At 45.0% G+C, this 15789-nt stretch carries 15 protein-coding genes and 1 pseudogene; 7 read left to right on the top strand and 9 right to left on the bottom strand.

Annotated elements, in window-relative coordinates; translation table 11 throughout:
- The first annotated feature begins 345 nt into the window (after positions 1-345).
- Positions 346-756, top strand: coding sequence for a hypothetical protein (locus tag QUA83_RS28480; RefSeq protein WP_333297462.1), 411 nt, complete (start codon positions 346-348; stop codon positions 754-756).
- Between the two features lie 139 nt (positions 757-895).
- Here QUA83_RS28480 and QUA83_RS28475 read toward each other — a convergent pair whose 3' ends face one another.
- The 7 genes from QUA83_RS28475 to QUA83_RS28445 form a co-directional block, all read right to left on the bottom strand.
- Positions 896-1336 (bottom strand): type II toxin-antitoxin system VapC family toxin, encoded by a 441-nt coding sequence (locus QUA83_RS28475; RefSeq protein WP_333297460.1) that lies wholly within the window; start codon positions 1334-1336, stop codon positions 896-898.
- Positions 1336-1608, bottom strand: a complete 273-nt coding sequence (locus QUA83_RS28470) for a hypothetical protein (RefSeq protein WP_333297459.1) — start codon at positions 1606-1608, stop codon at positions 1336-1338. The genes QUA83_RS28475 and QUA83_RS28470 overlap by 1 nt, the downstream gene beginning before the upstream one ends.
- A 294-nt stretch (positions 1609-1902) precedes the next feature.
- Positions 1903-2196: a TIGR03792 family protein gene (locus tag QUA83_RS28465; RefSeq protein WP_333297457.1), complete on the bottom strand. Its 294-nt coding sequence runs from the start codon at positions 2194-2196 to the stop codon at positions 1903-1905.
- A gap of 26 nt (positions 2197-2222) precedes the next feature.
- Complete coding sequence (locus tag QUA83_RS28460; protein ID WP_333297456.1) at positions 2223-4433, bottom strand: PAS domain S-box protein; 2211 nt, start codon at positions 4431-4433, stop codon at positions 2223-2225.
- A gap of 586 nt (positions 4434-5019) precedes the next feature.
- Entirely contained in the window at positions 5020-6228 is a 1209-nt protein-coding gene (locus QUA83_RS28455) for an AAA family ATPase (protein ID WP_333297454.1), read from the bottom strand.
- A 71-nt stretch (positions 6229-6299) separates the two neighbouring features.
- Positions 6300-6845 carry an RNA 2'-phosphotransferase gene (locus QUA83_RS28450; protein WP_333297451.1) on the bottom strand — a complete coding sequence of 182 codons (546 nt, stop codon included), beginning with the start codon at positions 6843-6845 and terminating at the stop codon, positions 6300-6302.
- 321 nt (positions 6846-7166) lie between these two features.
- On the bottom strand, positions 7167-7850 hold the full coding sequence (locus QUA83_RS28445; protein WP_333297448.1) for a class I SAM-dependent methyltransferase: 684 nt from the start codon (positions 7848-7850) through the stop codon (positions 7167-7169).
- A 516-nt stretch (positions 7851-8366) separates the two neighbouring features.
- Here QUA83_RS28445 and QUA83_RS28440 point away from each other — a divergent pair.
- The 4 genes from QUA83_RS28440 (at position 8367) to QUA83_RS28425 (ending at position 14192) form a co-directional block, all read left to right on the top strand.
- Positions 8367-11237, top strand: a complete 2871-nt coding sequence (locus QUA83_RS28440; RefSeq protein WP_333297445.1) for a diguanylate cyclase — start codon at positions 8367-8369, stop codon at positions 11235-11237.
- A 481-nt stretch (positions 11238-11718) separates the two neighbouring features.
- The gene (locus tag QUA83_RS28435; RefSeq protein WP_333297444.1) at positions 11719-11982 is read left to right on the top strand and encodes a hypothetical protein; all 264 of its coding nucleotides are present in this window, start codon (positions 11719-11721) and stop codon (positions 11980-11982) included.
- Positions 11983-12170: 188 nt separating this feature from the next.
- Positions 12171-13949 (top strand): leucine-rich repeat domain-containing protein, encoded by a 1779-nt coding sequence (locus QUA83_RS28430; protein WP_333297441.1) that lies wholly within the window; start codon positions 12171-12173, stop codon positions 13947-13949.
- A gap of 18 nt (positions 13950-13967) precedes the next feature.
- Positions 13968-14192, top strand: a complete 225-nt coding sequence (locus tag QUA83_RS28425; protein WP_333252469.1) for a hypothetical protein — start codon at positions 13968-13970, stop codon at positions 14190-14192.
- A gap of 126 nt (positions 14193-14318) precedes the next feature.
- Here QUA83_RS28425 and QUA83_RS30685 read toward each other — a convergent pair whose 3' ends face one another.
- Both QUA83_RS30685 and QUA83_RS28420 read right to left on the bottom strand, forming a co-directional pair.
- Entirely contained in the window at positions 14319-14444 is a 126-nt protein-coding gene (locus QUA83_RS30685; protein WP_445301825.1) for a hypothetical protein, read from the bottom strand.
- A gap of 79 nt (positions 14445-14523) precedes the next feature.
- The gene (locus QUA83_RS28420; protein WP_333297438.1) at positions 14524-14697 is read right to left on the bottom strand and encodes a DUF6888 family protein; all 174 of its coding nucleotides are present in this window, start codon (positions 14695-14697) and stop codon (positions 14524-14526) included.
- A gap of 208 nt (positions 14698-14905) precedes the next feature.
- On the opposite strand from QUA83_RS28420, the gene QUA83_RS28415 reads away from it, so the two are divergent.
- Positions 14906-15199 carry a hypothetical protein gene (locus QUA83_RS28415; RefSeq protein WP_006632553.1) on the top strand — a complete coding sequence of 98 codons (294 nt, stop codon included), beginning with the start codon at positions 14906-14908 and terminating at the stop codon, positions 15197-15199.
- Positions 15200-15335: 136 nt separating this feature from the next.
- Positions 15336-15680, top strand: a pseudogene (locus QUA83_RS28410) (hypothetical protein); the annotation flags it as partial.
- Positions 15681-15789 lie beyond the last annotated feature (109 nt).

The following is a 15789-nucleotide window of genomic DNA, read 5'->3' as shown; positions in this document are numbered from 1 at the left end:
ATCTCTTGTTTCATCTGTCGAAAGAATTCTTAAAGAATTTGGAGATAATTATGTAATTAATTTTGCTTAACTACTTATAGATTGATTTTCGAGACCGATGGTAATGCAGTTAGTAAAATTTCGGGTCGTTCAAGAATTTGCATGGCATTCATGCAGCTTTTTCCAAATTATCCGGTTGTCAAATTGAGAGTTAATCCAGGCGAGGCTTATATAGCTCCTACAGAACATATTACTCATGATGGGTGTACGGAAGGAACAAATAATCTTGATGTATTCTTCACGCTGCGCTCCATATTTAGTTAAGGAAGTTGGTATTATTGTCCAATAAAGAAGAGTGTGAAAATCATGGAAGAAAATTTTATGCTATTGGGTGAGTTAGCAAAAAGACTATCCTATAAGCCAGGTTATAGCTTTTTAATCCGTCGAATCGATAACGAAAAAGCTTTAATTTCTCTTAGATGTCCATCCTTACCTCATTCTCAAGAAGAAGGTGAAGAGGTTGGGTTAACAATTAATAATACAGTAAAGCTGTCAGCGATATTAACACCATCAGATGCCTTACACGCTTTTGCGAACCTCGTGGCAAGTCTGGAGCTTCACGAATCTGCAGAATGGTTCAAAATCGACGATCGCCAAGTATTCCTGCCACATGGTTGGGGAGATGAGTTTGGCGGTTTTAAGTGGGAAGATTTTATGAATCTTAATGGTAAGTTCCTTACGGCTCTAAAAGACTTTATGGAGCAGCCTAGTGTATGAAGTATAGATGCTTGCATGGATAGCGATCGCCCATCACGCATCAAGATCGATCGCCCTTTCTTTTTTCAGATGACCGATCGCCTAAAATGAAAGAGTGATCGCATAAAACCAATGCAGCAACTATCTGTTGTCAATTGCATTACGGCTCCATCTCAGGCATTTCTCCACCCACAACTACCAACCCCACACCACAGCGAGTTGCCGCTTCCGCCAAGCGATTATCAAGAGTTGCGATCGGCAATTTCAATCGTAGTGCTAACTCCAAATAAGCTGCATCATAAGCAGCTAAACCTTCTTGTCTTCCTAATACTATAGTTGACGAGAGTGCGTTGCTATCCGTGGCTTCGTCAACCTGAATTAAAAGTGATTGTAATAAAGCAATAGCTATCTCAGATTGCTCGGTTGTCATGCGGTTGCGTCGCTCGGCAACCAGGAGAGTATTAGCAACTTCTAGCGACCAAATGCCTGGTACAAATGCTTCGCAATCTGGCATCATCGCGAGTATAGCATTGGCATAATCGTTATCTTCATCGACTAAGCACCAACTAATGGCTACAGAACAATCCAATACAAACTGCATTAAAACCTGCGCCCTTCTTCAATCATGGAACGGATTGAGCTTTGATCCAAGGCAATTTCTTGCCGCAGTTGTAGCATTCTAGAAATTGCTGCTTGAATTGATTTTTTAGTAGTCTGTTTTCCCCAAGCGTTATACTTCGGTTGAATTTCCTCTGATGGTATACTCTGTACAACTACTACCACTTCAACAGAAGTATCTTTAAACTCAGTGGGCATTTGGAGAAGCAATATGCCATCGCTTCCAATATGCGATCGCACTTTCATTGTTTCCATGTCAGACTCCAGAAACTTTGAGCAATTATAGTTTACCTCAAAACTGTTCACCAAAGCAAATACTAAACAGTGCAATGCTTGCATAGATAGCGATCGCCCTTTCTTGTTTCAGATGACCCATCGCCTAAAATGAAAGCGCGATCGCCCCTAACACCAAATACCCAACACTGCGATGATTCTACGAAGTGCGATCGCCCTTCACACCAAATACCAAATCAATGTCTGCGGTAAAATCAAGGTAAAACGCATGATTAATCTTTCAAAAATTACCACCATCAACTGACTGCTGACTAACTAATGCAAAAACTTGCGAACTTGATATTCGCGACTTTCGGCGATCGCAATGTGCAAATCCCCCATTTGGGCATCCAACTCATCTATTGTGCTTTGCGGAACCGATTTCCACTTCTCCCTAGTTTCCCAGCGAATCAACATCACCACCTCATTTTCCACCGGATCTACCCAAATTTCTTTGCCTAAAAAACCGTCCCAACTTTTTAGTCCCGCCGTCCAAACTTCCTGATCTCGCTGAATAAACTGCTCCCACTTTTTTTGAGGCACTTTAAATTTGAGCCACTCAATTACCATCTTATTTCCTATTTGTAAATAGCTAATTAATCGTTGCAGATCGCAATTTTAATGATCAACTCCGTTCCCTCTCCCGGACGCGAAACACAGTGCAATTTACCACCGTGCTTTTCTACTACTAAATGCTGGGATATTGCTAGACCCAAACCTGTGCTCGTGTCTGGACATTTAGTGGTAAACAAAGGGTCAAAGATGCAGTCTAGGACTTCTTCAGTCATGCCAGGGCCGTTGTCACTAATGGCGATCGCAACTTCGTTTTCCCCTACCACGGAGGTCCGAATCCGAATTTCGGGATTGAATTTTTCAGACTTCGACCTGGCTGAAGACAAGTAAGACTGATTTTGAATTTTACCATACTTTTCGGGATTTCTCCCCCCTTCTTCCAAAGCGTCGATCGCATTTGTCAACAAGTGCATGAACACTTGGTTTAAGTGTCCCGCATAGCAGTGAACTCGCGGCAAATCCCCGTACTCTTTAACTAGAGAAATCCCCGGCCGTCCCCCTTTAGCTTGCAGTCGATTTTGCAAGATTAGCAAAGTGCTGTCCAAACCTTCGTGGATATCAGCAGGCTTCATTTGGGCTTCGTCGGTACGCGAAAACAAGCGGAGCGATCGCACGACATCCCGAATCCTTTCCGAACCTATTTTCATTGAATTTAGCAGTTTTGGCAAGTCTTTTTTGATGAAGTCTAAGTCTAATTCTTCCATCAAATCTTGAATTTCCGGCACGGGATGGGGATAATACTTTTGGTAAAAGTCGATCGTTCGCAGCAGTTCTTGAATGTAGCCAGTGGCGTGGCTGACATTGCCCGAAATAAAACTAACTGGATTGTTAATTTCGTGCGCTATTCCTGCTACCAACTGCCCCAGAGAGGACATCTTTTCTGTTTGAATCAGTTGAGTTTGAGTTTGCTGCAAAATTAACAGCGTCTGCTCTAATTTAGCCGCTTGTTGTCGCAGGCGTTCTTCGGATTCTTGCAAAGCAAAAAGAGACTGTTTGCTGTCTGTAATATCCAATCCTACAAATACCGCCGCCGTATTGTTATGGTATTTTTGAGCTACTATTAGATAAGTTTTATTTTCTCCTCTGATGCTCGCTGTTACTTCTTGAGATGTCTTTTTTTTATGGCTGCCAAAGAAATCGTATACTAAATCGTTAAATTTGGGACTTGTATCTAAAAAACCTACTTTTTGACCGATAAATAGTTCGGCCGGCATTTTGTAAGCGCTAGCTAAATGTCGGTTTACTCCCAAGTAGCGCAAATCGGAACTTACCCAAGAAACTAATCCCGGCACCGCGTCCAAAACGGCTTGAAGTTGCTCTTTTGCCTCTACCAGCGCTGATTCTGCTGCGAGGCGAGCGGAAATGTCGCGGGCGATCGCGCAGCGGTATTCGCAGCCGCCGTATTCTAAATAATTGACTTTAACTTCGACGGAAAAACTGGCGCCGTCTTTGGTTTTGTAACTGGTTTCAAAAGTGAGGTTGGTTTGCTGCTTTAGTTGAGCCCAGTGTTCTCGCCAATCCGATGCTGGCAACTGCGAATCGATGTCGCTAACCCTCATGTTTAGCAGTTCCGATTCCGAGTAGCCGAAAAGATGGCAAGCGGCTTTGTTCGCGTAGCAAATTTGACCGTCGGAGGTACTAAAAAAGATTGTATCAGCAGCATTTTCGAGGGCAATTTGAGTTAGTTGCGGTATTGTTTCTAACTGCTTGCATTTGACCTCGGACTGAAATTTATTAGAGCAATTGGTTTGAGCGGGAGCCTCACCTATCTTAGATGCCAACAAAATCAAACCGCCGATCGCACCTTCGCTATTTTTCCAAGGTTGAAATACCCATCTTACCGACTCGCTGACAGAGCCACTTGCGGTTTTTCCTGATACAGATGCGATCGATCGCCCTGCCACAAACTCGCTGTATTCCAAAACTCCCGTCAAACAAGCCTGGGCATTTTGCTCCCAATATTCCGGGAGATTCGGGAACAGTTCCCAATGAGATCGGCCGATGACCTCGCCGTCGCCCAACCCGCAATCTGTTTCCCAGCGACGAGAAACCGACAGATAGCGCATTTCACAATCTACCATTGCCACGGCCTCGGCGGAGCGCTCCACAAACCGCCGAAATCTGTCTTTACTCTCCGACACGGTTGCCTCTGCGGGTTGTTGGGCGATCGGGAAAGTCCCGTCAACGTACCTTCCCAGTCCCTGACTTTTTTGCTGAACTGGCTTAGTTTGCACGGTTTGGGATTTCCTCCATAGCTGTCAAGTTTGAAAAATTCTGTTTGAGACCAAAAATGCTGTTTTCCCCTGATTTGCTCTCTCGGACGATACCCTTAGAGGGTATCACCCATCATTGATATCATTTTTGATGGGGATATGTCTATAGGCATTAGTGTCAATTTAAGACCAAAGCTAGTGCCCGGTTGCTGTTTGACTATTAGGCATATATCGCGCTGGCGCCCCCCGAATAATAGTCGGAGGGGAGTGGAGTGCTCTGTTGTGTCTCCCGACTATTCGGGGGCGCCAGATGGCAGCGAGACTAGGCAAAAAACGAGAGAGAAAAAGGGTTTTAGGCGATTGTTGACACCAATGGTCTATAGGTCCTCAAGAAATTTTCCCCCAAACTTTGATATTCAGAAGACTTCCTGGTGATTGTTGGGTATTTTATACAAGTTCCCAAAAGAATGCAACTGTCGGCCCGCGATCCAAACCATGAGCTTCCTCAGTCATTCCCAATTTTTTAATTGAAAATCCCACATCGAACATAGTATTAGATCGTGTAGCCAGTGCGATCGCCAGATAGCTTGATCATCCAAGATAGCGCTCAAACAAATTTGTGCGTAAATTCACTGGTAAAATCCACTCTCCCTTTCCGTAACATTGCAGGATCTAATCTTTCCTTCGTGTTACAAGTCATCAAAACTACGAGTTTTTGCTGAAATTGAATGCCGTTTTCGTCGATAACGCTTTGATACAAAGTTCCATCCAGCAAACTCAAAATGTGTTCAGTTTTGTTAGTGCGTTGTGCCTCGGCAGTCGATCGATCTTGAGCCAAATTATCAGCCTCATTGATAATAATACAAATCCGCTCTAAATAACTCGGTGGCACAAAATTTTCCACAGCATCGTGGTCTAAGATAAAAATCACATAACCCAGCGGCACTAAAATTTCCTTTGCTACCGCTTGCGTCCAAGCAGTTTTGCCCGTACCCGGTTCGCCACTAACCAAAACAGCCAACTGATTTTGATCCAAAATTGCCTGCTGAACTGTATCGGTAAAACTTTGAACCTCCGCAGAAAACGTGCGAATTGGGAACTGGCTGTGAACCTGTCCGACGCGGCTTTTGTACCCGCCCAGAATCACCGCTAAATTATAAGTTGCCTTGCTAATGAGCGGCGCAATATCTTGGCAAATTAGAGTGTAGCAGCGTCTTCCCCTGTCGTAGCTGTCAATTTGCAGCCAGCAGCCGAATTTAGTCCAAGAAGCATAAACAGTACCCAAAACTTCCAAGCGTTCCCAGCTAACAAACCGCTCCGGGGGATAAGAAAAATGTCGCTCCATAAAAGACTGGGTAATTGCATCCGGTTTTCCCAGCAAATCGAGAACTTTGAAAACAGTAATCTCTTGGAGTTTGTTGAGAACGTAGTCGATGGGAATGCTAGCGCGGCTGACCAATTGCACCACAGGCGTTTCGGTAACTAAAACGTCTTTGTAGCGGTAATCTGGGTAAACTGGCTGCGGAGTAATGTAATCCCAAAATTCATCAATTTCGTAGCGAGTATTTTCCGAGAATACATTTAAAATATTTGCCCACCAAGTATATTGGTGCCGTCCCATTGCATCGGCAATGTCGCTAGCTGCCCCTAAAGTTTTTTGAGCTAGTTCTAAGGGGTCGCTAGACGCTAAATGTGCCAGGTGTTCCCAATCAAATTGACGGTAAAAAGGTCGCCAACCAGAGCCTAGCAGACCTCTATTTGGAGAATTGTTTTGATGAAAATTATTTTCGCGATCGCCCATATCTTCCGCACTCATTTTGCACAACTCCTACTTACTCTTATTTTACTGCTTTTGTGGTACACATTCTACAAAAAAAATGAAAATTATCAACTTATTTTGAGATAAGCGGGCGTCACAAAATCTACCAACCAAACTTTGTTTTCCGAGCAGTAAAATGTATGACCATCGCGTTGCATGGCTGCGGCATCTACAGTAAAGACTGCCGGGATGCCATGTCTTGCACCTACTTGGCGCGCCGTCTGGATATTCACGGACAAATGAACATGATGCCGCGACATTTTCCTAATTCCTTGACTGAGAATAGACTCGACGGCAGTGCTACCTGTTCCGTGATATAAAATATCCGGGGGAACAGCGGGTTCTAACTGCAAGTCAACCTCTACGCTGTGTCCTTGGTTGGCACGAATTAGAGTGCCTGTGGAGTCAAATGAAAAGCGCTGCTTGTCGTTTTGCGCGACTACTTGTTTGAGTTCTGCAAGCTGAACGGGAAAGTTATTTTTTTGGCACGCATTGAGGAGTTCGCTAACAGGAATCCAGCCACCGGGAGCGAGCTCGATCCCGATGCGCGAGGGCGCGTGACGCAGGTGTTTGCTGAGATAGCGGCTGATTTTTACTAATCGAGAATTGTGCATAACTTTACTTTATTTATTGAGCTTTTAAATCACCTTTTACAAAATGTCACTAGCGGGTTATATCGTGGGTGGAATCGGGTTTTTTGAATCTATTAACACTGCCAGAGGGCGATTGAATGAAGCCGCATCTACAGGTTTTCGGAAAATGATTGCCGGACGTAAAAAATGGTCTTACGCGCGAATTATAGCGGTCAATTACGCCCTTAAGCACCTACATAATCAGGTTCGGCGTCTGGGAATAAAAAAATTTTAATTGTGCGATTTTTCACAATCTTTATCTTTTAATAATTATCAAAAACTCTGCATTCGGTCGAATGCTTTTTACCTTGGGATAACTCCGCCAAAAATAGCAAAATTTAGATAGCGCCAGTGACATCCTACGTCGGCAAAACCAGCTTCTGCAAGCCACTTTGTCTGCTGTTCCACAGAGGAGGGAATATCTTCTTCTTGATATTTTTGAAACCAGGCTGCATCGTCTTCTCCGTTAGCTTTAATGTACTGCCGCCACAACTGTTCGTATTGCTCAGTTAGCCGGAGAGTAGCACCTGTCACAATATCTCGAATTAGCAAGATTCCCCCTGGATTCATCGAGTGGAAAAGTTTGTAAAATAGCTGTTGTTTACCTGCGCTGTCGAGGTGGTGGATTGCCAAGCCTGAAACTACCAAATCGTAACCGCTGCCGAAATCATCTTCGGCAAAGTTTCCTTGCTGCAAGGTCAGCCGTTCTCGGAAAGCAGACAAGTTAGTTTGGCAAGTTTTCAGCATATTTTGGGCCATGTCAAAGGCTAGGACTTGTGCTTGAGGAAATGCTGACAGAATCATAGCCGACAGTATGCCAGTTCCCGCGCCTAAATCCAGAACTTTTATGTTAGCATTAGTTTCAGAAGGGATTAACTGCAATATTACATCGTGTTGCTCGCCATAGCGCGGAATGAGGCGGGGAATTAAGCCGTCATAATCAAAGGCTCTTTGTTCAAATTGCTCGCGTACAGCGTCTAAATTCACAGACGATTTTCCTCAAATTGTTAATAGTTGAGTGCGTCAAGGCAGTTTGGCGGTTGTCTTCTCTGAAGGCATATTACATTTGATAATACAAAAAATATACAGACCTGTCAAGATGTTTAAGAAAATAATTTAAAAGAAGTTATGGACGATCGCCAGACAGGGACTTTATGCGCCCAAACCCGCCCGTGATTTGGGAACTGTCTACCCCTGCACATATATCTCCTTCAATGCAGATGAGACAGAATGCCACAGACGCGAAACCCTGCCGAAGACGAGACTTTGTGCAAGATACTAGGAGTAATTGTGAGAAAAAAGTTGACGGTTATGATACCCGTTTCAAACAAGAATGCAACTGTCGGTGTGTGCTCCACACCATAAATTTCTCAGTGATTCCCCCTAGTAAAATATAATATATACAAGATAAAAACGAATGACCCAGCAGCCGATGATCGGCTAGATATGAAAAAATCAGTCCTCAGATTGACAAACTTTAGGCAACTATAAACAAAAATTGAGTTGACTCCCGAGTGGATGTGGTACCTGCCAATTTTTCAGGAAGATGAAGAGATACAAAATATTACACCCGCCGATGCGGGAAAGAAAATTGTGATAATGAATCAGGATGCGAGTAGATTAGGTGTCAGCCGTCAGGGGAAAATAGAAGCAATGGAAATCCAACAACGGAGTAAGGATAAGCCCGATCGCCAGCAACACAACGCGCCCGATCGGCTCGGTCAATTTTCTACGACAAAAGAACTAGAGTGGTCGCTACAAGAATGTTTAGATTTTAAAAGAGCGATCGACCGATCCACACTGGCGCTGAGGACTGACGCGCGAGGAATTATCAACTATGTCAGCGAAGGAGTTTGCTCCATATCCAACTATTCCCAGGCAGAACTCATCGGCTGCCACTTCGGCATCCTCCATTCGGAATATAAATCTTCGGAAATAATCAAAAATCTGCTATCAACAGTTGCCAAAGGTGAAGTTTGGCAAGGAGACATTCAGAATAAAGCCAAGAATGGAAGTGATTATTGGGTATACGCAGCAGTAGTTCCACTGTTGGACTGCAAGGGAAAACCCTGTCAGTATTTGGCGATCGGATTCGACATCACCGATCGCAAAGCCGTTGAAGCAGCCCAAGCCGAAGCCAACCGCGCAAAAGACGAATTTCTGGCGATCGCCTCCCACGAACTGCGATCGCCCCTGAGTGCGATTTTGGGATGGGCGCAGCTAGCCCGATCACGCAATTTAAACGAAGCCACCACCAGCCACGCTTTGGAAATCATCGAGCGCAACGCCAAATTACAAAACCGGCAAATAGACAATCTCCTCGACCTCTCGCGGTTGTTGCGAGGGAAAGTGTGCCTCAACATCGGCCAAGTTCACCTCCCGTCTATCATAGAATCTGCGATCGACACCCTCCGTCCCGCCGCCGAAGCCAAAAACCTCCGCGTAGAAAAACATTTCGACCCCGCCGTCAGCTACGTTTTGGCAGATGCAGAACGCTTGCAGCAAGTAGTCTGGAACCTCCTTGCAAACGCCATAAAATTCACCCCAGAAGCGACACCATACCCAGTTCAAGTGCGGATCGAGCCTACTGAGTCGGGCGTCTTGATTCTGGTCAGCGACAGCGGTTGCGGCATCGACCCCAAATTTCTGCCGCACATCTTTGACTACTTCCGCCCTGCAGACAACTTCCAGAACAAGGAACAAAATCGGCTGGGGCTGGGGCTCTCAATTGTGCAGCAGTTGGTGCAACTGCACGGGGGAAGTGTTTGGGCTTCGAGTCCCGGCCTCGGTGAGGGGGCGACCTTTGGGGTGCTGCTACCGAGCGCTAACAAAAATGCACCCGACGATCGCACTGCTGCGATCGCCCAAAGGGAAAGCAGACCCGGATCGGTTTCCAAACCCCTAGCGGGAAAGCAAGTCCTGGTGGTGGAAAGCAGCGCCGAGATCCGGCAATTTCTCAAAACAGGCCTCGAAGCCTTTGGAGCCAAGGTAACAGCGGTGGGTAGCGCCTGCGAAGCGATGGCCGAGTTGCAACAGTCGCGACCCGATGTGTTGGTGAGCGATATGACGGTACCGGGAGCCGACGGCTGCGATTTGATCCGCCGCATCAGAGCAATGGAAATGTCCGAGCACAGGGAACTGCTGCCGGCCGTGGCGCTGACGGGAGGCATTGAGGAAGAGGATTCGGCATCGGCGCTAGAGGCGGGGTTTCAGAGGCATTTGTCGAAGCCGGTGGAAGCGAATCAGTTGGTGAGTGCGATCGCCCAATTGGCTGGACTGACTGGATTCGGCTCCGGAGAGTGGGGTTCGGGAAATATCCGGGCGACCACACCCCAGGCCACGCTGCCGGAACCTAACAGTTTTGACGACAAAAATTATCTGGAACAATTAACAAGTGACAGCCGAGAATTACCGCTGTTGCTGGTAGTAGAAGACAACAATTTTCTGCTGGCTTACCTCCAAACTTTATTAAGTCCGTACTATCGAGTCGCCGTGGCGATGGACGGCGTTGAAGGTTTAGAAAAAGCCAAAAGTTTGCAGCCAAATTTGATTGTGAGCGACCAAATCATGCCCCGACAAAACGGACTCGATTTACTCAAGGAGATTCGGAGCACGCCAGAATTGAAATCTACTCCGGTAATCTTTTTGACAGCGCGATCGGGGATGGACGCTCGGATCGAAAGTTTGGATGCGGGTGCTGACGATTATATTTCAAAGCCTTTTGACGAGAGGGAATTGCTGGCGAGGGTGAGAAATTTGTTGCGATCGCACTCAGCCGAACAGCAGTTGGCGGAGCTCAACCGTCAGTTGCTGCAGCAGAAACAGCAGTTGGAAACAGTCAATCGAGCATTGCATTATTTGGCAAATTACGACAGTTTGACTGAGGTAAGAAACCGCCACTCTTTTAATGAATACCTCGATACGGAATGGCGGCGTTTGGCAAGGGAAGAAGCACCGCTGTCTTTAATTATGTGCGACATTGATTATTTCAAACTTTACAACGACACTTATGGTCACCAAGCGGGGGATGAATGTTTGCGGCAAGTGGCGGGGGTAATCCAGCATTCGGTAAAGCGAGCGGCAGATTTAGTAGCGCGTTACGGTGGAGAAGAATTTGTAGTAGTTTTGCCGAATACGGATATTGAAGGTGCCACTTCCGTAGCTGAAATGATCGCACAACAGGTGCGGGGTTTGCACATAGCTCACGCTAAGTCTGCTGTCAGCCAATATGTGACGCTGAGTTTGGGTGTAGCTTGCTGCATTCCGGGGGTGAGGTCGCAGCCGGGGGAGCTAATTGCGATGGCCGATGAGTCGCTTTATCGGGCGAAAGAAGCAGGGCGCGATCGGGTTTCGGTTGCCACATTTCAAGGATAATATAATAGTTAAATCAACTTGTATGGTGCGTCAGAAATCTATCGTTTCGATTTAAACAAATTTTTTGAGTCAGACGCACCATACCAATGTGCTGGCAAACTTGGGTGAACTCAAATTGCTATAAATATAGTTAAAGGAGGTCGTGCCATGACAGCAACCTTAGACAAACCAAAAGACCAGCGCCTAATTCACTCCGGGATTGATTAGCAACAATTCAAGCTAATGGAGCAGGGGTTTTCTGACTCCCCCGGCATCCGAATTTTTTATTTCAAAGGTGAGGTAGGAATCTTGGCAGTTTCGCAAGAACATGAAGTCTTCAGCGGTGTCATCGCCCTGTTGCGGGGTACCTATTTTGTAGAAAAAGAAATCGCTTTTACTCCCATAGGAAGTTCTACCCACAGGAAGTTCTACCCAGGAAAAAGAAGGAAAAGCCTCCGCACAAGCAGACCAATCTTACTTAATTGGCAGAGCATCGGGAGGCATGGCAGACCTCTCGATCGAAGTTGTATTTACTAGCGGCAACGAAAGCAAGTTGAATCGTTACCAAGCCTTGGGAGTCCCCGAAGTTTGGTTGTGGGAGGATGGAGTATTTTGCCTGTATCATTTGCGATCGCACGGATATGAAAAAATTGACCAAAGCGAAATATTGCCTGATTTAGATATTAATTTATTGTCTCGCTGTCTGCTGATTGCTTCAAGGGTGGAAGCGGTTCAAGAATGGAGGCGAGGCATTTCTGGAGATTAGATGAAAAGTGTTTTGTGAGTGCGACATCGCCCGCAGTCAGAGTTACAAATTGCAATACTGGCGATCGCGATCGGGTGGTTAATAAGTGCGTGCGATCCCTGGCATAATCCCCGAAACGCCAGAGATATGTTATTTAAGGTAGATACCGACATCAGATTTTAGCAACTTTTCTAGGAGGTTATTGCCCTATGTCCTCTGAACAACCAAACCCTACGACCACTTCTGACTGGCGCTTGCACTTTGGCAGCCTTTCACAAGAAGCGAAGCATACAGTTAAGGTGCTGTTGTTAACAGCACGAAAGTCTGGCTTTTATAAATTAGAAGAAATACTGTCAAATTTGACCGATCTGAATCTGGAAAACAATCAAATATCAGACCTAAAACCCTTGCAATCTCTGACCAATTTGACTAATCTGAATCTGGGCAACAATCAAATATCAGACCTAACACCCCTGCAATCTCTGACCAATTTGATAGAGCTGAATCTGGAAAACAATCAAATATCAGACCTGACACCCCTGCACTCTCTAACCAGTTTGAAATATCTGAACTTGTTCCACAATCAAATAGTAAATCTAACACCCCTGAAATCTCTGACCTGTTTGACTAATCTGAATCTGTCCCAAAATCAAATATCAGACCTAACACCCCTGAAATCTCTGACCTGTTTGATTAATCTGAATCTGGACAACAATCAAATATCAGACCTAACGCCACTGAAATCTCTGACGATTTTGACATATCTGAATCTGGACAACAATCAAATATCAAACTTAACACCGCTGAAGTCTCTGGTCACAAATTTGACATATCTGAATCTGTCCCACAATCACATATCAGACCTCAAACCCCTGCAATCTGTGACCAATTTGAATAATCTGAATCTGGTAAACAATCAAATATCAGACCTCAAACCCCTGCAATCTCTAACCAGTTTGAAATATCTGAATCTGGACAACAATCAAATATCAGACCTCACACTCCTACAATCTCTGACCAATTTGATAGAGCTGAATCTGGACAACAATCAAATATCAGATATCACCCCCCTGCACTCTCTGATCGATTTGAAAAAGCTGTCTCTGCCTAACAATCTTTTATCAGACCTAACACCCCTCCAATATCTGTGGAAAGCTATCGCCAATTCCACAGAGCGAGTCGATCGCACTCGTGCCGCAGCCGCGATCGAATTTGCCTACACAGCTCTCGGCAAGACTTGCCCGAAAATTATTTTTTGTTCGAGTCCCCACTCTGCCATAACACAGTTAAAAAAATTGAAATCTCCCACTAATAAAAATGATTTTTTTCAGCGTATTTACAAACAGCTAGAACCAGCCTGTCTGCCGTTTAGGTATATATTATTTTTGTGCTTGTATTATTTCGCACTAACAAGTGAGCAACCACAGCCAAAAACAGCTTTTTTCCAGCTTATTTACGAACAGCTAGAATCGGCATATAGGCCGTTTAACTTAATAAGATATAGTAGTTCGTATTTGCCACAATTAATAGAATGGGAGCGGCAGCTCACACAAGAATTGCAACATGATTTTTGGGACTATTGTAGAGACAACTCAACGTCGATCGTTAATCGGGCATCCCTGTGGGATAAAATCTGTGTGGCTGACTTCTGTGTCTCTGTACTTAGAATTGTTCTCAACCCAGATGCACAAAAAGCTTTTGAATGCTTGAAGCAGCTTTTAGTTGAATGTGGCTGGATTTTTGCGTTTGACAAGGTTTGCTATGTGTGCGATCGCCCTTTAAAACTCTCCCTCGACAGCGAACATCGGCCGCACGCAGAAGGAGAAAGCGCGATCGAATTTAGCGACGGCTACAAACTCTACTCCTACCACGGCGTCACCTTGCCCGCAAAATACGGACAAATTCACCCCAATCAGTGGGAATCTACCTGGATTTTAGAAGAAGAAAATGCCGAATTAAGGCGAGTTTTAATTCAGGGAATTGGTTAAGCCAGAATTTGCAAAGAATTGCAAGCCACAGAATTAGATTGCTGGCGAGAATACACCCTGCTAAGAATTGATGCTGATATTGATGGCTTCGATCCTGCTAATTTCGATGCTGATGATGATGTTCCTGAAAAAGAGGCAATCTACTTGTTAAAAATGACTTGTCCGAGTACCGGATTCATTCATGCTTTGCTGGTTCCGCCTGAGATGCAATCTGCAAGGGGAGCGATTCGCTGGGTGAATTAGGATGTCGATTATGAGGATTTTTCGGTGCCAACTTGAAATTTAGGGCAAGTTAGAAACCTCGTTGATAAGAGTCGGCAGTTGAAACCTCTCCTACACAAACTTTCGTCCAAGTGAGCGGACTGAAGACTAACATTTATATTCTTGCATTTGCTGGCGAATAGCTGCCTCAATCTTAGTATCGAAATCTGAATCTCCCACTTTTGTTATGATTGAATTCGCCCGCTTTTTTCGCCTGTCTAAGTAGGCTTGCAGTGCAGCTTTATTCCCGCGATTCTTAAAAAATAACGCTTAAATTCTCCATCTGACATTGCAGTATAATCTACTTGGCTCATTAAAATACCTCCGCATTAGGAGCAATTTCAATCTCAATTTCCTCGTCATATCCAGCCAATACGAACAAGTTTTTGCTGTCGTCAACACAGACGAAGTGAATAGGTTGCAATGCCAAATATGTCAAGTAATAACTGATTCGATACAAACCCTCTAGCTGCGCGTAGGTAGGCATTCAAACCTAAAACTTTCTCGAAACTGGCATCTAATGTAGCATTTCTGTTTCCGATCGCACTTTCACCCTCGAAGATACCCCCTGTTAGTGCAGCCAAGAGTTATGGAATTTGGTTTGTGGCTCTTGACAGCTATGTATTACATATGTAGTATTAACTTACGGTAGAAAAGCTCGATCGATACCAGCAAACAAAATTGAGACAAAACCTATGCAACCCATCCGACAAGGCGACGTAATTCTCACCCCCGTACCGAAAATCGAAGGAGAAAAAAAACCTCACCTAACTCTCGCCGAAGGTGAAGTCACCGGACATTCTCACCAGATTATTGAGGGACAAGCTGAACTTTACGAAAAAGACGGCACTCTGTACTTGCGGGTGCTTTCACCGACAGCTTTATTGAGTCACGAAGAACACCATGCGATCGCAATTCCCGAAGGTAATTGGATGGTGCGAATTCAGCGGGAATATGAGCCGCAAGGTTGGAGGTATGTCGCAGACTAAGGTTAAAAAACTGACGCCAGAACAAGCAGCTTTGATTCCAGTTTATCGGGAAAAGTGGAGAGCGAGATCGCTTTCCACTGGGCCGATAAATCGATCGCAAGCTGCGGAAACAGTTAAATCGGCTTACGCGATAATTGGCAAAAAAGCACCGGAAGTAAAGGAACAGAATGCGGAAATTAGGCGAGTGTTAATTCAGGGCATTGGTTACGATCGCATTTGTCAAGAATTAGCGGTGACAGAATTAGAGAGTTGGCAGGAATACACTCTTTTAAGCATCGAGTTTGACGATGATTTTGATAACCAGGGTAATGCAAAGCCAGTTTATTTGTTAAAAATGAGTTGTCCGAGCACGGGCCACATTCACGCTTTGCGAGTGCCGCCCAATGTCCGATCCTCTTCGAGGGCTTCGCTAACGGCTAAAGGAGCAATTCGCTGGGTAAATTGGGATATTGACCCAGACGAGTTTTCTGTGCAAACCTGAGTAATACAAATTTAAAAAAGTCTGCTGGCTACCAATACTTCGGACAGTTTTGGAACAGGGACGCTCCCCGAACAGAGACAAAAAATCCCTGGAATTTTAACCGAAACTC

It is taken from the genome of Microcoleus sp. K1-B1, from assembly GCF_036704705.1.
In the GTDB taxonomy this organism is placed as follows: Bacteria; Cyanobacteriota; Cyanobacteriia; order Cyanobacteriales; family Microcoleaceae; genus Microcoleus.
The sequence above is the reverse complement of the archived record's forward strand: the minus strand, read 5'-3'. Positions and strand labels throughout refer to the sequence as shown.